The sequence below is a fragment of the Collinsella ureilytica genome (assembly GCF_019795105.1).
GTDB lineage: Bacteria > Actinomycetota > Coriobacteriia > Coriobacteriales > Coriobacteriaceae > Collinsella > Collinsella ureilytica.
Genome location: NZ_JAIMFO010000007.1, coordinates 209033 through 228972, shown reverse-complemented (window position 1 = coordinate 228972; position 19940 = coordinate 209033). Strand labels below are relative to the sequence as shown.

General features: G+C 52.1%; 22 protein-coding genes. 21 read left to right on the top strand and 1 reads right to left on the bottom strand.

What is annotated here, in order from left to right; translation table 11 throughout:
• The first annotated feature begins 38 nt into the window (after nt 1–38).
• The 15 genes from K6V98_RS06905 to rsfS all read left to right on the top strand — a co-directional run bounded on the left by K6V98_RS06905 (nt 39) and on the right by rsfS (nt 14833).
• Nucleotides 39–1397 (top strand): tetratricopeptide repeat protein, encoded by a 1359-nt coding sequence (locus K6V98_RS06905; protein WP_222199776.1) that lies wholly within the window; start codon nt 39–41, stop codon nt 1395–1397.
• Nucleotides 1398–1443: 46 nt separating this feature from the next.
• A complete protein-coding gene (locus K6V98_RS06900) occupies nt 1444–2475 on the top strand; it encodes a rod shape-determining protein (RefSeq protein WP_222199831.1) in 1032 nt (343 codons plus the stop codon).
• A 74-nt stretch (nt 2476–2549) separates the two neighbouring features.
• A complete protein-coding gene (gene mreC, locus K6V98_RS06895) occupies nt 2550–3425 on the top strand; it encodes a rod shape-determining protein MreC (RefSeq protein ID WP_222199775.1) in 876 nt (291 codons plus the stop codon).
• 1 nt (nt 3426) lies between these two features.
• A complete protein-coding gene (mreD, locus tag K6V98_RS06890; protein WP_222199774.1) occupies nt 3427–3978 on the top strand; it encodes a rod shape-determining protein MreD in 552 nt (183 codons plus the stop codon).
• Between the two features lie 4 nt (nt 3979–3982).
• Entirely contained in the window at nt 3983–6025 is a 2043-nt protein-coding gene (gene mrdA / locus K6V98_RS06885) for a penicillin-binding protein 2 (RefSeq protein WP_222199773.1), read from the top strand.
• 8 nt (nt 6026–6033) lie between these two features.
• A complete protein-coding gene (locus K6V98_RS06880) occupies nt 6034–7221 on the top strand; it encodes an FtsW/RodA/SpoVE family cell cycle protein (protein WP_222199772.1) in 1188 nt (395 codons plus the stop codon).
• Nucleotides 7222–7250: 29 nt separating this feature from the next.
• Nucleotides 7251–8150 (top strand): hypothetical protein, encoded by a 900-nt coding sequence (locus K6V98_RS06875; RefSeq protein ID WP_222199771.1) that lies wholly within the window; start codon nt 7251–7253, stop codon nt 8148–8150.
• Between the two features lie 25 nt (nt 8151–8175).
• On the top strand, nt 8176–10056 hold the full coding sequence (locus tag K6V98_RS06870) for a TIGR03960 family B12-binding radical SAM protein (RefSeq protein WP_222199770.1): 1881 nt from the start codon (nt 8176–8178) through the stop codon (nt 10054–10056).
• Nucleotides 10053–10826 (top strand): TIGR03936 family radical SAM-associated protein, encoded by a 774-nt coding sequence (locus K6V98_RS06865; protein WP_222199769.1) that lies wholly within the window; start codon nt 10053–10055, stop codon nt 10824–10826. Before K6V98_RS06870 ends, K6V98_RS06865 begins: the two co-directional genes overlap by 4 nt.
• A 119-nt stretch (nt 10827–10945) precedes the next feature.
• On the top strand, nt 10946–11311 hold the full coding sequence (gene rplU / locus K6V98_RS06860; RefSeq protein ID WP_222199768.1) for a 50S ribosomal protein L21: 366 nt from the start codon (nt 10946–10948) through the stop codon (nt 11309–11311).
• 30 nt (nt 11312–11341) lie between these two features.
• A complete protein-coding gene (gene rpmA, locus K6V98_RS06855; protein ID WP_222199767.1) occupies nt 11342–11599 on the top strand; it encodes a 50S ribosomal protein L27 in 258 nt (85 codons plus the stop codon).
• Between the two features lie 134 nt (nt 11600–11733).
• Nucleotides 11734–13083, top strand: a complete 1350-nt coding sequence (gene obgE / locus K6V98_RS06850; protein ID WP_371734542.1) for a GTPase ObgE — start codon at nt 11734–11736, stop codon at nt 13081–13083.
• Between the two features lie 15 nt (nt 13084–13098).
• A complete protein-coding gene (nadD, locus tag K6V98_RS06845; RefSeq protein WP_306792813.1) occupies nt 13099–13803 on the top strand; it encodes a nicotinate-nucleotide adenylyltransferase in 705 nt (234 codons plus the stop codon).
• Nucleotides 13804–14439, top strand: a complete 636-nt coding sequence (gene yqeK, locus K6V98_RS06840; protein WP_306792812.1) for a bis(5'-nucleosyl)-tetraphosphatase (symmetrical) YqeK — start codon at nt 13804–13806, stop codon at nt 14437–14439.
• On the top strand, nt 14432–14833 hold the full coding sequence (rsfS, locus tag K6V98_RS06835; RefSeq protein ID WP_222199765.1) for a ribosome silencing factor: 402 nt from the start codon (nt 14432–14434) through the stop codon (nt 14831–14833). The genes yqeK and rsfS overlap by 8 nt, the downstream gene beginning before the upstream one ends.
• A 46-nt stretch (nt 14834–14879) precedes the next feature.
• Here the strand turns inward: rsfS and dinB are convergent, their stop codons facing one another.
• Nucleotides 14880–16154 carry a DNA polymerase IV gene (gene dinB / locus K6V98_RS06830; protein ID WP_222199764.1) on the bottom strand — a complete coding sequence of 425 codons (1275 nt, stop codon included), beginning with the start codon at nt 16152–16154 and terminating at the stop codon, nt 14880–14882.
• A gap of 290 nt (nt 16155–16444) precedes the next feature.
• On the opposite strand from dinB, the gene rpsP reads away from it, so the two are divergent.
• From rpsP to K6V98_RS06800, 6 genes are all read left to right on the top strand, one after another.
• Nucleotides 16445–16798, top strand: a complete 354-nt coding sequence (gene rpsP, locus K6V98_RS06825) for a 30S ribosomal protein S16 (protein WP_222199763.1) — start codon at nt 16445–16447, stop codon at nt 16796–16798.
• Between the two features lie 6 nt (nt 16799–16804).
• On the top strand, nt 16805–17101 hold the full coding sequence (locus K6V98_RS06820) for a KH domain-containing protein (RefSeq protein WP_371734541.1): 297 nt from the start codon (nt 16805–16807) through the stop codon (nt 17099–17101).
• Nucleotides 17102–17105: 4 nt separating this feature from the next.
• On the top strand, nt 17106–17636 hold the full coding sequence (locus K6V98_RS06815; protein WP_222199762.1) for a ribosome maturation factor RimM: 531 nt from the start codon (nt 17106–17108) through the stop codon (nt 17634–17636).
• The gene (gene trmD / locus K6V98_RS06810; RefSeq protein ID WP_222199761.1) at nt 17633–18385 is read left to right on the top strand and encodes a tRNA (guanosine(37)-N1)-methyltransferase TrmD; all 753 of its coding nucleotides are present in this window, start codon (nt 17633–17635) and stop codon (nt 18383–18385) included. The genes K6V98_RS06815 and trmD overlap by 4 nt, the downstream gene beginning before the upstream one ends.
• A gap of 11 nt (nt 18386–18396) precedes the next feature.
• Complete coding sequence (lepB, locus tag K6V98_RS06805; RefSeq protein WP_222199760.1) at nt 18397–18957, top strand: signal peptidase I; 561 nt, start codon at nt 18397–18399, stop codon at nt 18955–18957.
• Between the two features lie 67 nt (nt 18958–19024).
• Nucleotides 19025–19939 carry a glycine--tRNA ligase subunit alpha gene (locus K6V98_RS06800; RefSeq protein WP_222199759.1) on the top strand — a complete coding sequence of 305 codons (915 nt, stop codon included), beginning with the start codon at nt 19025–19027 and terminating at the stop codon, nt 19937–19939.
• Nucleotide 19940: the final 1 nt, after the last annotated feature.

Sequence of the window (19940 nt, the reverse complement as noted above, 5' to 3'; positions counted from 1 at the left end):
GGTCGCAGATAGTTAAGCGACGGTATGAAGGAGTTCACGTGAACGCTGATATTCTGAACCAAGCTCGCGCTGCCTATCGCGCTGGCGATTTTGCTGGAGCAGCTCAGATGTTTTCCGCTGCAAAAGAGCCTGGTGAGCAGGCAGGGGAGGCCGATCACCTGCGAGGCAACTCGCTCATGCGTCTTGGTCGTTTTGATGAGGCGGCACGTGCCTATGGAGAGGCGCTCTCAGATACTGCCTATGGCAAGTCAGGTGCGCTCCTCACCAATCAGGGCAAAGCTTATGCTGCGGCGGGTGACCTTGAGGCGGCACGCACCAGCTTTACTCGAGCGCTCCGCGATACCTCGTATCCCACACCTTATAAAGCACAAATTGGACTCGGCGAGGTGCTGCTTCAGATGGGAGATGCCACCGAGGCCGGTGTAGCATTTCGCCAGGCTGCCATCGATAGTTCAAATCCCGCGCCTGCAGCTGCTCTTGCGAGCTTAGGTTCTTGCTTTATCCTGCTGGGTCGTCCCGCAGATGCTGTGGAGTCTTTCCGTGCTGCGTCTGACTTTGCAGGACCTGTCGATGATGCCCGCGCTTTCTCGGCAGGGCTTGGCCAGGCCTATGCTGCTATGGGTAAGGCTTCTGAGGCGGTTGATGCGTTTAATCGTGCCACTGCTGATGGTATTTATCGGCTTACCCCCGAGCAGCAGCGTGCTTTGGAGGGGGCAAAAGAGGCATTAGCAAGCCGCCGTCCCATGTCTACACAGCCAGGTCCTGGCGTGGATCCTCTCGATCCGCTTGGTCAGTCTGGTGCCTTTATGCCTGACCCTTCTGATACCGGCTTTTTCACACTGACTGAGTCTGAAATGCTTCAACAGGATCGACAGGACCAAAAGGTGCGTCGTCGCCGTCGCCATACCGGTCTTAAGATCTTTTTGGCGCTTATTTTGATCCTGCTCCTTGCTGCGGGAGGAGTAGCCTTTGCCTTTACTCGTGGCTTTGGCATCCCTTCTCAGCAAGAGACGCTGACCCATCTGTTTAATGCAGTCACAGATGGCACTGATACCGATCCGTATCTGGCTACCGGTCTTACCGAAGATGCTCGTGGTGTCATTGTTTCTACGGTGCCGGTGGGTGCCACCCCGGTTATTGAGGGCATGGATCAGTCTATGACGCAGTCCACAGCTACGGTTAATGTAACCTTGTCCAAGGGTGGAACCCAAACCTATGAGGTTGGTTTTGTACGCCAGGGTCTGGGCTGGGTCATCTCAAACATTACGATACATTTTGGCTCCTCCGATGTTGTAGCCTCTCCTTCTGGCACAGCAAAGGACACGACCGGTGCAGCGACAGGTACCACCGGTAGTGCCACTGATACAGGAAGCGCTGGATCCTCAGACGCTGAGTAGCTTATCTCGTGAGTTTTGGAGTTGGGAGAACAACTTGTTTTCGTTGATGGACATGTTTTTTGGGCAGTATGACGGTGACTTAGCAATTGACTTAGGCACCGCCAATACGCTCGTCAGTGTTCGAGATAAGGGCATCGTCTTGCGCGAGCCCTCAGTGGTGGCGATTGATAAAAATGATGAGCGCATCTTGGCAGTCGGTATCGAGGCCAAGCGCATGCTCGGTCGCACTCCTGGCAATATTGTGGCAGTGCGTCCTCTAAAAGATGGTGTGATTGCTGACTTTGATGTGACCGAAGCAATGCTTCGCTACTTCATTGATAAGGCAAGCAAAAAGCGCTATCCCTGGACGCCCCGGCCTCGTGTTGTGGTTTGTGTGCCTTCAGGAGTTACTTCAGTCGAAAAGCGTGCAGTTTTTGAAGCTACTATTTCTGCAGGTGCTCGCCAGGCCTATCTCATTGAAGAGCCTATGGCTGCGGCCATTGGTGCCGATTTACCGGTTGAAGAGCCTACGGGTTCTATGGTGATTGACATTGGCGGAGGCACAACCGAGGTTGCTGTTATTGCGATGGGTGGCATTGTGGTCTCTCAATCAATCCGCATTGCCGGAGATGAGTTTGACCAAGCAATTCTGACCCATGTGCGTGACGCATATAATCTCGCCATTGGCGAGCGTACGGCTGAGGATATCAAGATCAAGGTAGGCTCGGCGGTTCCTCTCAAAGATGAGTTGGATGTTGAGGTGAATGGCCGCGATGTCATCTCAGGCCTTCCAAAGACCGTGCGCATTGAGAGTGAAGAGATTCGCCGCGCTTTGAATAAGCCCTTAGATGAGATGACCAAGGCGGTCAAGGATGCGCTCGATGCCACGCCGCCCGATCTCGCCTCAGACCTTATGTACTATGGCATTTTGCTGACCGGAGGCGGCGCTATGTTGCGCGGTCTCGATGTGCGCCTGCGCGACGAGACAGGTGTATCGGTGAACGTGAGCCCAACGGCCTTGGATAATGTCGTCAATGGCTGTGCCCGCGTTCTTGAGGCAAATGCTTTTTATGGATCATTTGTTCAGAGCAACGCGTAAGGGTTGGCAGCTCATTGTCTCGCAAAAACGGGCGATTTCGCTCTCATACGACAACACGTCGGCAAGGCTCGGGTTTGAGAACCCTGATCGTTTGCTGTCTCTCTTCAGTCTTGTTGCTGACCTTGTATCTGAGAGAGCCTGAGACCGGTCCTGTTCATCTTGTTCGAGCGGGTATTTCTTGGGTCGCCACTCCGGTACGCCTCATAGGTGCCGGTATCGCTCGGCCTTTTGGTATGGTGGGCACGGCTTTTACCAACCTCACTGCCTCTGAAGCAACCTTGACCGAGCTTAAGCGTGAAAATGCTGAGCTGACTGCCAAGTTGGCAGAGCTTGGAGAGGCTGAGGCAACGGCTGAGCGTCTCGAAGCCTTGGTTGGTATTTCTTCTACCTATAAGCTCAAAACACGTGCAGCTCGTGTTGTTGGTGCAACCTCAGATGCATGGACACATACCCTCACCATCGATAAGGGTTCTTCTGCTGGCCTAGCTATTGGCATGCCGGTTCTTTCTGCTGGTGGAGTTGCTGGTCAGATTGTTGAGTTGGCTCCGCAAACTGCAACGGTTCGCTTGATTACCGATGAGCGCTCGGGAATCTCCGCGATGGTGCAGTCGTCACGTGCGCAAGGTACCTTGCGTGGACAGGCAGATGGCGGCTTGCGTCTTGATTATGTCCCTGCTGATATGGATGTGAAGGCAGGAGATATTGTTATCACCTCAGGGCTTGGCGGCGTATTTCCTAAGGGGTTGCCTTTAGGCACGGTTGCTTCTGTTGAAAAGGATGGTTCGCAAGCCTACCGCACGATTATTGTGCGCTCACCAGCATCTGCCCGTGCAAATGAAGAAGTACTGATCGTCACAGAGATAGGCCAAGATCAAGTCGCCTCTGTTGATGAGGTGCGCGCCGCTAACGGATCTGGCGCTACTACTCCAGATCAAAAAGGGGATGCATAGTATGGCAGGTCTTGGTGAGTTCAATGCGCGTACCTTAAAGCGCGTCGCTCCTTATATGCTTGCTGGCCTGCTCCAAGCGGGTTTGATTCCACATATTTCTCTATTCGGTGGCCGCCCCGATCTCTTAGTTGCCGTCGTCTGCGCTCAGGCCTGCGGCATGGCTCCGGGCACTGCTGCGTGTATCGGCTTTGCTTGCGGTTTGCTGTCAGATCTTTTAGGGGCAGCTCCCATAGGGGTTACGCCGTTGTTTCTCTCACTTGCTGCCTTCATACTGGCAACATCGTCAAAGTCAATCGCTCTTGGTATGACTTCAGAAGGAATTCGTTTGAGCACCACATCATCAGCTGCCGTGATGCTTGTGTCTTCTGTTGCCATGCTTGCCTTAGGTGTGCTGGTAGATCCGGTTCATGCCATCTTGGTAACCGGGCTTGTTTCTGCAGTTTTAACAGCTCTTACCTCAATCCTTTTCTTGACTCTCGGCTCTCCGCGAGAGGGGCGACAGGGCTTTTCTGCTCGTCCGCGTACAGGTACCCGCTATCGGGTCTTAGGATAGCTCTATGGATGCTCAGCTCGTTGTCATCGTTGCTGGGGCACTCTTGCTTGCAGCTATCGTGGGTGCCCTCTTCTTTATGCGTGGGTATAAAGGGCGCTTTACCTTTGATACTGCTCACGGGACACGACCTCGTGCGGCTGAAGGGGAGGGAGCTACGACCGACCTTTCGCTCAAGGGTCGTCTCAAGCTCTTAACGGCAGCAGTTGGTGCAGCGCTCGCTGCTCTTGGTGTCAAGCTCTGGAGCATGCAAATGGTTTCTGCCGACTACTATGAGCAGCTCTCTGAGCGAAACCGCACGAGGACGGTTACTACGCCTGCCCCTCGAGGAAGAATTCTTGATCGCGATGGAGTTGAGCTGGTAACGAATCGACCTACGCTTTCACTGGCGGCATATCGTGATCTGGCTGAGCGCCCCTTGGTGATCAGGCATCTCTCAAACCTCTTAGGCGTTCCCTCTATTACGGTTATGAGAAGCATCCTCGATTATTCGCAAAGCGCTCAGAGTCTTCATGTGATTGCCAGCGATGTTCGCCGATCGATCATTGCCTATATTCAAGAGCATCCGACAGAATTTGAAGGGGTGCATGTGATTGAGGGATCCATGCGCACCTATCCCTATGGCAGCCTTGCCTGCCATGTATTGGGTTATACCGGAGCTATTACGCAAGAGCAGCTCGATGAGCAAAAAAACCGTGAACAGGTAGGTACCGAAGGAAAGGTTGTGTATGAGTCGGGGGACATCGTCGGTCACGCTGGTATAGAAGCGCAGTATGAGGAGCTTTTACAGGGTATTCGTGGTGAGCGAACGGTCAAGGTAGACTCGACGGGCAAGGTTGTCTCACAAGCAGGTGAGGTGCCGAGCCGTGCAGGTAGCGATATTAAACTCACCTTGTCTCTCAAGATTCAGCAGGCCTGTGAGGCAGGTCTTGCCTTCGGAATTGAGCGAGCTCACGCTGCCGGCCAGGCTGCCCCTGCAGGAGCCTGTCTTTGTATGGATGTTACCAACGGTGAGATCCTTGGCATGGCAAGCTTTCCTAATTTTGATCCGTCGGTCTTCATCGGCGGTGTTTCAAATGAAGATTGGGAGCGCTTAAACGGAGAAAAAAGCGGAACGCCTATGTTGAACCGGGCAATTGCTGGTCAATATATGTCTGCTTCTACCATCAAGGTACTCTCTTCGCTTGCGGCTCTTGAGTTTGGAGCCTATACCACCTCGCAAACATCGCTTTGCACGGGCTGGTGGACAGGTCTTGGTGAAGCAGCTGGTAGATGGTGCTATAACCATGACGGTCATGGTATTCAAAACCTGCGACAAGGCATCGTAAATTCATGTGACGCAGTCTTTTACGATATTGGAAAGTCATTCTTTTATGACGCCTCCGATTCAGAGGGTATGCAAAAGGTGTTCCGCCGCTGGGGTCTGGGCAGCTTGACCGATATTGATTTACCAGGCGAATTTGCCGGTCGCATTCCTGATGCGGCGTGGAAGCGAGAGTTCTTCTCTGATTGGGACGATGCTGATCGAACGTGGAATCCCGGAGACCTGTTAAACATAGCAATTGGCCAGGGCGATATTTTGGTGACGCCCTTGCAGATGGCTCAGGTCTATGCCGGTGTAGCCATGCGAGGCGTTGAGTATGTTCCGCATCTGTTCCACTCAGCATTAGCCCCCGATGGATCTGTGGCTACCACGTATGAACCACGTGAGCTCCGCCGAGTAAAGTCTCATAACGATGATGATTTAGAGTTGGTGCGCGGTGCGCTTGAGGGCGTGATCTATGAAGAGACCGATGCAATTACGCGGCATTTTACGAGCTTGGACGTGCGGGTAGCCGGAAAGACGGGTACGGGCGAGAAGGGTGGCCAGGATGATTATGCCTGGTTTATCTGCTACGCTCCGGCCGATGATCCAAAGTATCTTGTTGCCGTTGTTATTGAACAAGGTGGCTTTGGTTCGGCTTCTGCTATGCCAGCCGCTCGCACCGTTTTAGGTGCGATTTATGACTCACCAGATACTGCTGCGTATGGCGGCGACCGTACTCGTTAGGAGGGGACATGGGTGCGACTTCTAAACGCATTGAGCGTGTGAATAAACGTCGAGAGTCCTCACGAGCTTCGTGGGCACAGCGCATAAGCCTTCCTGTATTGGTATCGTCGCTTTTGTTGATTGCGTATGGCTGTGTGGTTGTGTGGAGCGCTTCGCTCACGATAGCCGACGCATCGTTTCCCCGCCATCTCTTAGGTGTCGCGCTAGGCCTCGGTCTCGCTGTCGGTATGTGGCGGCTGGACTTTCGAGGTCTTGCCAATATGTCTACCACACTTTTGATCATTGACCTCATAGTGATCTTCTTACCCTATGTACCTGGTCTTTCTCATAATGCAAAAGGCCTTACTGGCTGGGTAAAGATCCCTCTTATCGGTCTTACCTTTCAGCCTGTTGAGTTGGCAAAACTGATTACCGCCTTTTTTATGGCGAGCTTAGCTGCGCAGTTTAATGGGAAGATCGATTCAATCCGAGATTATATTCGCCTGTGTTTGATGCTTGCCGTTCCTTTTGGAGCGGTAATTGTGGCAGGAGACCTTGGTAGCGGCTTGGTTATCTTTGCAGGCGGAGCCGTTATCATTTGCATGAGCGGGCCGAGGCGCGAGTGGGTGCTCTCTACGGTTGCTTTGCTGGTTGGCTTGGTCTCTTTGCTCCTTGCGGCTGATTCTTTGCTCGATAGCTTGCTTGGTCATGATGTGTTGATTAAGCAGTATCAAATGAATCGCCTGCTGGTTTTTTTGAATCCAGATGCCGATACCACGGGGGCTGGCTATAACCTTCTGCAATCGCTCATTGCGGTTGGTTCAGGTGGGTTTTTTGGAAAAGGGATTGGTAATACCTCTCAGGCTGGGCGTGGCTTTTTGCCCGAAGCGCATACCGATTTCATCTTTGCACTTTTGAGTGAAACCTTTGGATTTGTAGGTGCAGCTTTACTCCTCATCCTCTTTGCACTCTTGCTGTTTTCAACCATACGGGTCATTCACCGTTCAGACTCCCTCTTCTTGAAATTTGTTGGGGCGGGTATTATTGGCATGTGGACATTTCAGATTTTTGAGAACATAGGCATGTGTATGGGTCTCATGCCGATTACGGGTATTCCGTTGCCCTTTATCAGCTTTGGCTCTAGTTCCATGATGATGCAATGTGCAACGGTAGGGATCGTACAGTCTATTTGGCGGTATCGATCAAAACCTGCCTAGGAGCAGAGAGCTTGTGAGAAAGGAGCGCTATGCGCTTCCCATTGGATGCCTTATTTGGTGTTGTGAAAACGGGTTTTGCTGCACGGAAGGACTCGTTAGGTTCTGTTCGCGTGGTGCTGATTGTAGATCCGGCCGTTGATAAAAGCCTCATTGCGACCATGCGTGATGCCTTTATGCCTGAGGTGCCGAGTGCTTCTGTTCGTGTGTTTGCCGTTGCTGATGCTTCAGGAGCGGTACGAGCGGGATGCGATGTGGCAGTTATTTTGAGTGCAGGTTCACCAGAAGTGGCCAGTGTTGCTCAAGAAGCAGTTGTTACGGGAACTCCTACGGTCGTTGTTGCTCGAGATGCTGCCGAGACCACCTTCGTCCAAGAGCACTCCACCTTACTTGGCCGTGTTGTGAGCAAACACGATGCTCAGCTTATTTCAAAGTTGGGAGCTTGGATCATACAGCACACCGATCGTGTGGATGCCCTGGCCTCTGCCTTCGCGTTTCTTCGAGCACGGGCTTCTCGTCAAGCGATTGAGGCTGCAGCTATGAGTAATGCCATAACCGGTGCCTTGGTCTTTGTTCCAGGAGCTGATTTCCCCGTTATGGCTGCAACGCAGATTGGCATGATGAGCCGCTTGGCTTCAATTCACGATGAGCCGCTTTCGTGGGAGCGCGCCTTTGAGGGTGTAGCCTTGGTGGGAACGGGTCTGATTTTACGCCAGCTCGTTCGTCCGCTTGCTCGTCGTGCTGGCATGTTCAGCTTTGCGGTGAAAGGCATTGCAGGTGGTGCGAGCACCTACCTGATGGGTCTTGTTTTAAGTGAGTTCTATCGTCGCGGGAGTGATCGTCCTCAGGTGTCAGCCGCATTTAAAAAAGCAGCTGCATCGATTCAGCGACTGGGAGCATCTCGGCTGCTCAGCTCCGGGCGTGCTGCGTAAATGAGGTGGCGAGCATGAGGTATCTATGGCGCGTCTAAGCTACCGGAGTTACTTCTCAGAGATTGAACCCTTGCTTGATCTGGTAGAAAAGCCCACACGCTATATCAACCATGAGTGGGGTGCGAGCCTCAAGTCCGATGCTGATTTTCGGATCTGTATGATCTATCCGGATCTGTATGAAGTTGGCCTTCCGAATCAAGGTATTGCCATCCTCTATCGGATTCTCAACGCAGAAAAGCACCTGAGCTGCGAGCGTGGGTATCTGCCGTGGGTAGATATGGCCGATCTGATGCGTGAGCGCAAGGTCCCCTTGCTGTCGCTCGAGGGTGCGGCTCCGGTTGCTTCCTTTGATGTTGTAGGCTTTCATATTCCCCATGAAATGGCAGCAACCAATTATCTTGAGGCCTTAGATCTCGCAGGAATTCCGCTGTATGCCCGCGATCGTGCTGAGGATGATCCCATCGTAATTGCCGGTGGCCCTTCGGTGTATAACCCCGAGCCTTTAGCTCCGTTCATTGATGCCTTCCTGATTGGGGAAGGGGAGGAGTCCATCGTTGAGGTGTGCTCCTTGCTTCGGCGTCTTCGTCAACGAGGTGAGGCTCGCCAAACTATCCTTCGTGAGCTTGCTCATGTTGCTGGAACCTATGTCCCGGCTTTGTATGAGGTTATTGTTGATGAGAGCTCGACGGCTCACGGCTATGTACAGCCGCGAGAGGACGAAGATGCACCTGCGGTTGTGTATAAGCGGGTGATCACCGATTTTGGGAGCACCGACGCGTTATCGCAAACAATCGTTCCCTTTGCCGAGCTTGTGCATGACCGGCTCTCAATAGAGATCTTGCGCGGATGTGCCAGAGGATGCCGTTTTTGCCAGGCTGGTATTACCTATCGCCCTGTTCGAGAGCGTACGCCCGATCAAATTGTGTCTGCGGTCTCGCGTGGTCTTGCGGCAACTGGCTACGATGAGGTTTCGCTGACCTCGCTCTCCACCACTGATCACTCTCAGTGCCAAGAAATCTTGAGACGACTTAACCGAAGTACCGAAGGTACGGGTACTCGCATTTCCATCCCTTCTCAGCGCCTTGATTCATTTGGCGTTGACATGGCCCTAGAGGTTGCAGGGGATAAACTCGGCGGTCTTACCTTTGCGCCTGAGGCAGGAAGTCAACGGTTGCGTGATTGCATCAATAAAAATGTGACGCAAGAAGATCTTGAGCGTGCTGCTCGAGCTGCCTTTTCTGCTGGCTGGAACCGGATGAAGTTATATTTCATGATGGGCTTACCAGAAGAGACTGACGAAGATATTCAAGCGATTGCGAAGCTTGGCGAGCGCGTGCTTGAGATCGGTCGAGAGCTGGTACCACCATCTCGCCGAGGCTCACTTTCGGTGACCCTTTCCGTCTCTGTGTTTATTCCAAAGCCCCATACGCCTTTTCAGTGGTGTGCTCAGCTTGACGATGAGGAAGTGAAGCGCCGCCAGCAACTCTTATATGAGAGTGTCTCGGATCGCGCTGTTCGCGTGCGGTGTCATGATGCTGAAACTTCTCTTATTGAGGCGGTTTTGTCTCGAATGGGTCAAGACGCAGCTCCACTCATTGAGGGCGCGTGGAAGCGAGGCCAGCGCTTCGATGCGTGGACTGAGCAGTTTTCTCTTGCCCGGTGGGAGGAGGCTGCCCAAGATTTGGGTATGAACCTCAAAGAGATTGCACAAACTCCGTTTCCTTTGACCGCACACCTGCCGTGGGAACATGTGAGTCCAGGAGTTTCTCGAGGCTTTCTTGAGCGCGAGTATCGTCGAGCTCTTGCTGGTCAAACAACTGAGGACTGTACGATGAGTTCGTGTACGGGCTGTGGCATCTGCCCAACACTTGAGGCAGAAAATGTGTTAGTGGGAGCACGATCATGAGTGAGCAAGGAGATGCGCTCTTTCGGCTTCGTGTGCGCTATTGCAAGCAGGGGAGACTTGCGTACTTAGGCCATCTTGAGGTTATTCGAACCGTTGATCGAATTATTCGGCGTGCAGGTCTTCCATTTGCCATTACACAAGGCTATTCCCCTCGCATGAGGATTGCATTTTCTTCAGCACTGCCGGTGGGCACTGCCTCGGCCTGTGAGTATTTCGATCTCTTCTTACACGACTTTATTCGTACGCCCCAGGTGCTCGACCAGCTGCGAAGCGCTTCTCCTCGCGATCTTTTTGCTCAAGAAGCTACCTATATTGATCGACGACGGCCGGCACTGACCGCCGAGATTAATCGGATTGGCTATCAGGTTGATATTTCAGGCAGCGCCTTGAGTGTCCAAGAAATCGAGGAAGCATTACGGGCTATCTCGACTCATACGCTTACCTACCAACGAGGGAAAAAGGGAAAGACGCTAGACCTGAAGTCCTTGCTTGCAGACTTTTCTCTCTCTGCAGCTCCCGATGGTGCGCTTGTCCTGATCTTAGATACTTTTTCAGGAAATGAAGGTTCACTTCGACCAGAATTGCTTCTCGCTGCAATTGATCGGCAGGTGCAAAAGAGTACGGAGCCCATTATTTCTGGCGGGCCTCGTGAGACACGCATACTCGGTCGTTTTCGTGTTTCAAGGCTTTATCAGGGCATTCAAGATGAAGCGGGGCATGTGTTCGATCCATTTGACCGTCCGATCGATATATCTCAGCATATGAGGTAGACAACTTGAGGTAGACAACTTGTGTTGAGCTGAATTTTACGAATTCACCTGTTGACGCATATTTTCTAGGCTGGTACCATGTCCGACTGTTGCACTACCTGATGCATGAAGGGCAAGAGATGTACGCTATCGTTCAAACCGGCGGCAAGCAGTACAAAGTCGCCTCCGACGACGTTTTGACTGTTGAGAAAATTGAGGGCGAGCCAGGCTCTAAGGTCGAGCTTTCTGTCATCTTTGTAAATGACGGTAAGAAGATCATTACCGACCCGGCTAAACTCGCCAAGGCGCACGTGACCGCTGAGATTGTAAAGCAGTTTAAGGGCGAGAAGCAGCTCGTCTATAAGTTTAAGCGTCGCAAGCGCTACCATAAGCTTAAGGGTCACCGTCAGATGCTCACCATGGTAAAGATCTGCGATATTAAGGCTTCTGGGAGAACCACCAAGAAGGCTGCAGAGACCGCTGCCACTGAGCCTGCTGCTGAGTAGCTGGTAGAGTTATAGGAAAGAGGGCAAACCATGGCACATAAAAAAGGTCTTGGCTCCTCACGCAATGGTCGCGATTCTCGCGGTCAGCGTTTGGGCACGAAGCGTTTTGATGGTCAGACCGTACAGGCAGGCGAGGTTCTCGTTCGTCAGAACGGCACTCACATTCACCCTGGCCAAAATGTCGGTCGCGGTAAGGACGATACCCTTTTCGCACTCATTGAGGGCAAGGTTAAGTTTACGCGTGGTCTCAAGCATCGCGTAAATGTCATGCCGCTTGTTGAGGCTTAAGCTCTTCAATTTGCACCCGCAAACGCATCTTTTAGGCTCCCGCGCTGTCGGGAGCCTTTTGCTATCCTGATACCATGAGTTTTGAGTCTTGTTTGCGCTTTAGGTTGTACGAGCAGAAAGTGAGATAACACGTCGTGTCTCAGTTTACTGATATGAGTCGCATCAATGTGTGCGGAGGCGATGGCGGGGCGGGATGCATGTCATTTCGCCGAGAGGCCTATGTTCCCAAAGGAGGCCCTGATGGGGGCGATGGGGGCGATGGTGGCAATGTGGTCATTGAAGCCGATGCACAGCTTTCCTCATTGATCGATTATCGATTTAAGCATCATTTTCGCGCTGAGCGAGGCACCCATGGGCAAGGCTCCAGAAAAAATGGGCGTGCCGGTGAGGATCTGGTATTAAAGGTTCCGCTGGGAACGGTTATTTGGGAGCTTGATCCTGAGACCATGGCTCATACGCACCAGCTTGCCGATCTTGCCGTTGATGGTGAGCGTGTGATTGTGGCTCCAGGTGGTCGGGGAGGCCGGGGAAATCCTCATTTTGTAACATCGGTGCGCCGAGCTCCTGCTTTTGCAGAAAAAGGAGAGCCAGCGCGGGATCATTGGATCGAGCTTGAACTCAAGCTCATGGCCGATGCTGCGTTAGTTGGTATGCCGAGTGCAGGTAAAAGTTCACTCATTGCCCGCATGAGCGCCGCTCGTCCCAAGATTGCAGATTATCCGTTTACCACCTTAGTTCCTAATCTTGGAATGGTGCGTGCCGGTAATCACTCCTTTGTGGTTGCAGATATTCCGGGTCTCATTGAGGGTGCCAGTGAAGGTCGCGGTCTGGGTCATACCTTCTTGCGCCATATTGAGCGCACAGCGCTGATCATGCATGTTGTTGATATTACTGGTGGTCTTGAAGGTCGCGATCCGTTGGAAGACTATCGAATTATCAAAGAAGAACTTGCTGCTTATGCCCCTGAGCTGGCATCACGGCCGCAGATCGTTATTGCGAATAAGTGTGATGTTTCTGGCATGACTGATCGTATTGCTCAGCTCAGATCGCTTGCAGCTCAAGACGGCCATCCGTTTTTTGCCGTATCCGCACTTACCGGAGCAGGCTTGCAGCCACTCATTTTGTCTGCCGGACAGCTCGTATCTGAGCTTCGCGCTGAGCTTTCAAAGAGCACGTCTTCGGTACAGGATATGAGTGAGGTCTTAGAGCAACGTCGTCTTGAGCGTGAAGCTCGTTTTGAGGTTGTAGCAGAGGGCAGCAGAGCGTGGCGTGTTCGCGGAGCAGAGATTGAGCGCTTGGTGGTTCAGACTGATTGGGAAAACGACGAGGCCGTTACCTATCTTCAAAGTCGCTTTGCACACATTGGACTGGATGCAGCTCTTGAGCGTGCGGGAGCCCAAACAGGAGATGAGATCCGGATTATGGATACAGCATTTTCCTATGAAGGTGATGAGTTTGATGAAAAGCACGTGGCAAGTTCTTAGATGGAGAGGATGGGAATGGGCTCTGATCGATTAGCCTTGCCCGCGTTAGGGGCAGATCCATCTCGTGAGTACCGCTTAGGGATTATGGGTGGTACCTTCGATCCAATTCATTACGGTCATCTGGTTACTGCTGAAGAGGCGCGTGACGCTCTCGATCTTGATCTCGTTGTGTTCATGCCTGCAGGCTCTCCGGCCTTTAAGGCACCTGAGCGGGTGACAAGTGCCGAGGATCGCTATGCGATGACCTTGTTGGCAACTTCGGCCAATCCCGCCTTTGATGCGAGCCGCTTTGAGATTGAGCGAGCGGGCACAACCTACACGGTTGATACCTTACGTGCCTTGCGAGCACATTATCCGTCTAATGTGAAGCTTTTCTTCATTACGGGTGCCGACGCCATTCTTGAGATCTTAAGCTGGCGAGACGCACACGCACTCGCCTCGCTTACAACATTCATTGCAGCAACGCGGCCGGGCTACGATATGGCTCGAGCGGCAGAGGTTGTTCAGTCATCTGGCATTGGATTTGACGTTCGCTATATTGAGATTCCTGCCTTGTCTATTAGCTCAACCGATATCCGTCGGCGCGTGGCCGAAGGTAAGAGCATTCGCTATTTAACGGCAACCTCAGTTATCGGCTTTATTAAAAAGAACGGACTGTACCGTCAGGATTTTTCAGAGCGCGTTGATGAGGTACGCGGCGTAGGAGGTGACCTGTCATAGATGCATGATCTTGAAGTGGCTGAGCTCGCCCATATCGCTCGCGCGCTTTCCTGCCATATGGCATCAAGTGCGCCTCGCCGCTACGAGCACAGTGTGCGCGTGTCTGAGATGGCAGGCGAGTTGGCGCGGGTCTATGGAGTTGATGAGTTTCAGGCTCGAGCTGCAGGATATTTGCACGACTGGTGCAAGCAGCTCTCTTTACGTGAGAGCCTTGAGGCGGTTTGCCGTCTTCATATTCCGATTGCAGGAGATCCTGTTCAAGCGTTTGCGGTGCTTCACGGCCCGATTGCTGAGCAGACCTTACCCGAGCTTTTTCCACAACTTGCGCCTGCTGTTTTTTCTGCTATCGGGAGACATACCATTGCCGCCCTTGATATGTCTGATCTTGATATGGTGATCTTTGTTGCTGATGCGATCGAGCCAGGTCGATCGGGAGCGTGGGCAGAGGATTTGAGATCCTTAGTGGGTCACCTTAATCTGACTCAGTTGTTTTTCCGCTGCTTCTCAGAGGGTCTTACCTACGTTATTCAAGGTGGGCGGTATATCTACCCAACGGCGATTGATATCTATAATCACTATGCGCTCTTATGCAAATCGAGTAAGCAAACTATGAAAGGGAAGGAAGTTCATGTCTGAAAAGACTCATCTTGTGGCTGACAAATCGAGCCAGTCGCAGGAGGGCTACCAGATTGCATCTCTGGCGGCATCTGCACTCTCGTCGAAGAAAGCACATCAGGTTATTGCCCTTGATCTTCGGGGACTTTCCGATGTGTGTGACTATATGGTTATTGCAACCGGCTCAAACAACCGCCAGGTCGATGCCTTGGTTGATGTCGTTGAAGAGCGAGTAGCAAAAGAGCTGAACGATCATCCACTCTCCATTGAAGGTCGTGATGAGCGTCGCTGGGTGCTCATGGATTATGGCATTGTGCTGGTCAATATCTTTACCGATGAGGCTCGTGATTACTATCGATTAGAAAAGCTCTGGGGCGATGCTCCGCAGATCGATCTTGGGTTGGACGAGTACTAGTCTCATTCAGACGGAGTAACAGGCCGCGCTGAAGCTGCAGTGCTCCTCATGAGGTTTCAGATTCGTTGACCGACTCGCCCCGGCTGCGCTCTCTTCCAAAAGTAACCGAGGTGCGTCCAAAGCGCTCATGGAGATAGTCAAGGGTGCATGAAAGATTGCGAAGGTCACTTTGTGCCTTGCCGCTCTCATCAGCTGCTCCAAAGAGATCAGCTTGGGCATCTGCTGCATGATCAAAGCCTGAGATGCCAATACCGGCAAGACGAATTGGTGTTGGTGGGTGCCATAACGAATCAAAGAGCTCAAGGGCAACCGGAGTGAAGATAAACTCATCATCGGTTGCATGCTTAAGTTTTCGCTGGGCAGTATGGAGATTGCCAAAGCCAAAGGCGAGCTTTACGGTGACCGTATCTCCTGCTAAACCTTGTGATCTCAAGCGCTTGCCAACAGAGGTTGCAAGTATGGCGAGCTCAGCTTTAATCTCTTTTTCCTGCGTAAGATCATGAGGAAAGGTTCGCTCATGGCTGACCGATTTCGGCTCTTCTGGGTCAGCAAAAAGACGTACTGAGGTTATCTCTTCACCCCGTGCTCTTAAGAGATAGGTTCTTGTTGTCGCCCCAAAAATAGGGTGCAGTTGCTCTTCTGGAGCCTGACTGAGCTGACCTAAGGTTCGAATGCCAAGACGAGCGAGTGCGACTTCTGCGCGCTCGCCAATGCCAGACATAGCACGGACAGGTAAAGGCGCTAAAAAGCCAGCTTGGGTACCGGGGCTTACGATGGTTAAACCTCGAGGCTTGTCCTTTTCACTGGCAATCTTTGCTACCGTTTTGTTTGGACCGAGCCCAATGGAGCAGGTGATCCCAAGGTCTGCTACACGGCTTGAAATTCTATTGGCAATAACTACCGGGCTTTCAGATGAAAAGCGTCCCGGAGTGATATCAAAGAAGGCTTCATCAATAGAGACGCGATCAATATAGGGAGTTTCTTCAGCAAGAATTGCCATGACTTGATTTGCAACTTCTCGGTAACGGCTAAAGCGGCCATGGGTCCAAATTGCATCAGGGCAGAGACGCTCTGCTTGAGCGCTTGACATGGCAGAGCGAACGCCAAAGCGACGTGCCTCATATGAAGCGGTTGATACAACACCGCGCTCAGAAGGAGAGCCACCAACAATAACGGGTTTATTGCGCCATTCAGGATGATCGAGCTGCTCGACGCTGGCAAAAAATGCATCCAAATCAAGCAGGCCGATTGCAGGGCCTGTCCACGTGCCAAGAAGGCCTGCTACAAGAGCGTGTGCAGTATCTGAGTTCGCGTGTTTCATACAACTAGTATAGCGAAGCGAAAAGCTCAGTGAGGCAGCTCAAGCGCAAGGTGCGAGCTTGGTTGGTATATGCGGGCTGGGCGTGTGAGCGCTTGTGTGATTGCTTGATAGCATCTGGCGTCGAGTGTTTTGATATCGCATTGACCGAGGCTCAAAAGATGGCTACTATGTGTACGCCTTCGACTCTCTCGTCTGTGCCATGCTTTGGCCTTCACCTCTGCCGGTCGTTGGCGTATGATCCTGTTTTGCATGTCCGTGCAGCATCTGCTGCGTAGATTGAGGAGTTTGTCTTGGCAGTCAAGATCCGCCTGGCCCGTCACGGGTCGAAGAAGCGCCCCTACTACCGTGTCGTCGTTGCTGACGCTCATTCGCCGCGCGATGGTCGCCTGATTGAGGAAGTGGGTCGCTATAACCCGCTCACCAATCCCAAGACCATCGATCTCGATCTTGAGAAGATTGAGACCTGGCAGGCCAATGGAGCACAGCTCACCGATGCTGTAGCTGCGCTCATTCGTGCTGCTCAGGAGGGCGAGAAGAAGGTTGCTCAGCCCAAGAAGTCCAAGAAGCAGCTCGCACGTGAGGCTGAGGAAGCCAAGGCTGCTGCAGAGGCTGCCAAAGAGGCACCTGCTGCAGACGAGGAGTAGTCTTCTGTGAATGCTGAGCTTATCGAGGACACTGAGGCTCTCAACCACATAGAAGAGCTGCCGTCTGATCGCGTTGCTGATCTGGTTGAGTATCTTGTGGTCAATATCGTAGATGATCCTGCTGGCGTTACCTTAGAAGTTGTCGATGACGAGCAATCTTCTACGATCGAGATTACGGTGTCAGATACCGATACTGCAAAGGTTATTGGTCGGCATGGTCGAACAATCCAGGCTATTCGCACCCTTGCTCGTGCACTTGCGGCTCGCCTGGGTATTTCGGTCGATATTGAGGTCTTAGGATAAGTTCGTGCGTTGTCTTTTTCGCACGATTGCCCGTATCGTTAAAACGCATGGGTCAAAAGGAGAGGTCGTTGCGGTTGCCCCGCGCGGCCTCCCTTTTTGCTTACAAGCAGGCCTTGAAGTTGCAATTGTTCCTCCCTCACTTGATCGCGATCGTTTTTGTCTTGTTGAGTCGGTCAGCTCTGAGAGAGACAGAGCAGCAATCATAGGCTTTTCTGGCATTCATGATTTGGATGCAGCAGATAGCATTGTTGGTTGTCAGGTACTTGCATCACGCGAGGATCTTGCCTTGGGATCGGAATTTGCCACGCTTGAAGAGCTGGAGGGTCGTGAGGTTCTAGATCAGCATCATGGCTTGCTTGGAACACTGATTGCAATCGAAGAGACTCCAGCTCATCCCTTGTGGGTTGTTCGAGATCGTAACGGTCGCGATATTTTGATTCCTGCAGTTTCTGCCATTATTTTGCATGTCCCCGACTCAGGAGCGCTTGAGGTTTCAATTCCTGATGGCTTGCTGGATCTGGGGGCGAACTCATGATCATTGAGGCCTTATCAGTTTTTCCCGATGTGTTTGATGCATATATGCATGCCTCTATCTTAGGACGAGCTCAACGCGAGGAGATCTTTGAGTTTCACTCCTATGATCTGCGGGATTGGACGTATGATCGGCATCGCAGCGTTGATGATGAGCCGTATGGCGGCGGTGCTGGGATGCTCATGAAGGTTGAACCGATCGTGCATGCGGTTGAGTCAATCCAACAAGCTCGGAGCATGCCTGCGAGAACGATCTTTTTTACTCCAGCAGGCACGCCATTTTCTCAGCGAGAGGCAGAGCGCTTAGCAGGATATGAACGCTTGCTTTTTGTTTGTGGTCGCTATGAGGGCATTGATGAGCGTGCCTTTGAGTTGGTAGCAGATGAGTGTATCTCGCTTGGAGACTATGTGCTTACCGGAGGAGAGCTCGCTGCAATGGTTGTGTCTGATGCGGTGGTGCGCCTCTTGCCAGGAGCGCTCGGGGACGCGCAAAGCTCGCTTGATGAGTCGTTTTCTGCAAGTCTGAGCCATGGCCTGCTTGAGTATGCTCAGTACACACGGCCTGCGTCATTTCGAGGCCACGAAGTTCCAGAAGTGTTACGTTCAGGCGATCATGCACGCATCAAGCGCTGGAGGCGTGAAAACTCACTTGAAAGAACACTTCGTTTTCGACCAGATTTGCTTGAGTGCGCTCATTTGAGCCATGAAGAGTTGGCATTTCTTGAAACATATTGCAATCGCGAGAAATCATAAGGAGACCTGCGATGGCGAGCAAAGAAGGATCGGTGCTACAAGGGCTCATTGAGTGGGTTGTTGCTTTGGGAATTGCTGTGGTAGCAGCACTTCTCATCCATATTTTTGTGGGAAGCCCCTATACAGTTCCTACCGGCTCAATGATTCCTACGATTCAGATTGGTGACAATATCTTTGCCCAAAAGATCAGTCTTAATTTGGGCGGTAGCGTTGAGCCGGGAGATATCGTTGTCTTTAAAAATCCGAATGCCTTCTCAGATCATGACATCTTGGTGAAGCGCGTGATCGCCGTTGGCGGAGATACGATTGATTTTCAATCGGGTTCTGTCTATGTGAACGGTGAGCTGAAAGAAGAGTCCTATGCGGCTGGTATGACCGAGCCACTGTCAGCTCAGGCGCCCGGTATTGAGCTGTCTTATCCCTATACACTTCCCAAAAACACCGTTTGGATGATGGGGGATAATCGCGAGGATTCTGCCGACTCGCGGTATTTTGGTCCGGTACAACGCGATGATCTCATCGGTATCGTTATTTTTAGATATTGGCCACTCAACCGCATTGGGCTTATTTGATGCGCTGCATGCATGACCTTGCGCTACCATAGTCAGGGTTCTATCTACAGACGAGGAGCTTTTGCACATGGATACACAGGTGCACACCTTTCAGGATATGATTTTTGCTCTTGAGCAGTACTGGGCATCAAAGGGTTGTACCGTCATGCAGCCTTTGGACGCCGAGGTAGGAGCCGGAACCTTTCATACGGCCACCCTGCTTCGCTCGCTCGGCCCAAAGCCCTGGAGTGCGTGCTATCCTCAGCCCTGCCGGCGCCCTGCCGACGGGCGCTATGGAGAAAATCCAAATCGTTTGCAGCACTATTATCAGTTCCAGGTTTTGATCAAGCCAAGCCCTGAGGATTCTCAAGAGCTCTATTTGGGCTCGCTTGCCGCCATTGGCTTGGATCCTGCAAAACACGATGTTCGTTTTGTTGAAGATGACTGGGAAAGTCCTACCTTAGGTGCGTGGGGCTTGGGCTGGGAAGTCTGGCTCGATGGTATGGAGGTAACTCAGTTCACCTATTTCCAGCAAGTTGGTGGCATTGAGTGCAACCCCGCTCCTGTTGAGATTACCTATGGTCTTGAGCGCATTGCGATGTACGCGCAAGGTGTTTCAAGTGTGTATGACCTTATTTGGTCAGTAGCGCCTGATGGCACGAAGATGACCTATGGCGAGGTCTTCTTAGAAAACGAGCGTGAGTTTTCTGCCTACAATTTTGAAGTCGCCAATATTGATATGATGCGGCAGGCCTTTGATAGCTATGAGCGTGAGTGTCATGCCTGCCTTGAGAAGAATCTCCCCTTGCCAGGCTATGACTGTGTCTTGAAGTGTAGCCATGCCTTTAATGTATTGGATAGTAGAGGAGCTCTTTCTGCGACTGAGCGTGCTGCCTATATTTTGCGCGTTCGCTCACTTGCCAAAGCGGCGTGTGAGTCGTACCTGACTCATGTCGCCTCTGATCAAAACACCATGAGCTCTGACGCAAATGAGGTGGCATAAG

Excerpts from the sequence above, each read along its gene's own strand:
- K6V98_RS06900 (WP_222199831.1), top strand. The coding sequence starts at position 1,444 with ATGGACATGTTTTTTGGGCAGTATGACGGTGACTTAGCAATTGACTTA.
- mreD (WP_222199774.1), top strand. The coding sequence starts at position 3,427 with ATGGCAGGTCTTGGTGAGTTCAATGCGCGTACCTTAAAGCGCGTCGCT.
- mrdA (WP_222199773.1), top strand. The coding sequence starts at position 3,983 with ATGGATGCTCAGCTCGTTGTCATCGTTGCTGGGGCACTCTTGCTTGCA.
- K6V98_RS06880 (WP_222199772.1), top strand. The coding sequence starts at position 6,034 with ATGGGTGCGACTTCTAAACGCATTGAGCGTGTGAATAAACGTCGAGAG.
- K6V98_RS06875 (WP_222199771.1), top strand. The coding sequence starts at position 7,251 with ATGCGCTTCCCATTGGATGCCTTATTTGGTGTTGTGAAAACGGGTTTT.
- K6V98_RS06870 (WP_222199770.1), top strand. The coding sequence starts at position 8,176 with ATGGCGCGTCTAAGCTACCGGAGTTACTTCTCAGAGATTGAACCCTTG.
- K6V98_RS06865 (WP_222199769.1), top strand. The coding sequence starts at position 10,053 with ATGAGTGAGCAAGGAGATGCGCTCTTTCGGCTTCGTGTGCGCTATTGC.
- rplU (WP_222199768.1), top strand. The coding sequence starts at position 10,946 with ATGTACGCTATCGTTCAAACCGGCGGCAAGCAGTACAAAGTCGCCTCC.
- rpmA (WP_222199767.1), top strand. The coding sequence starts at position 11,342 with ATGGCACATAAAAAAGGTCTTGGCTCCTCACGCAATGGTCGCGATTCT.
- nadD (WP_306792813.1), top strand. The coding sequence starts at position 13,099 with ATGGGCTCTGATCGATTAGCCTTGCCCGCGTTAGGGGCAGATCCATCT.
- yqeK (WP_306792812.1), top strand. The coding sequence starts at position 13,804 with ATGCATGATCTTGAAGTGGCTGAGCTCGCCCATATCGCTCGCGCGCTT.
- rsfS (WP_222199765.1), top strand. The coding sequence starts at position 14,432 with ATGTCTGAAAAGACTCATCTTGTGGCTGACAAATCGAGCCAGTCGCAG.
- dinB (WP_222199764.1), bottom strand. The coding sequence starts at position 16,154 with ATGAAACACGCGAACTCAGATACTGCACACGCTCTTGTAGCAGGCCTT.
- trmD (WP_222199761.1), top strand. The coding sequence starts at position 17,633 with ATGATCATTGAGGCCTTATCAGTTTTTCCCGATGTGTTTGATGCATAT.
- lepB (WP_222199760.1), top strand. The coding sequence starts at position 18,397 with ATGGCGAGCAAAGAAGGATCGGTGCTACAAGGGCTCATTGAGTGGGTT.
- K6V98_RS06800 (WP_222199759.1), top strand. The coding sequence starts at position 19,025 with ATGGATACACAGGTGCACACCTTTCAGGATATGATTTTTGCTCTTGAG.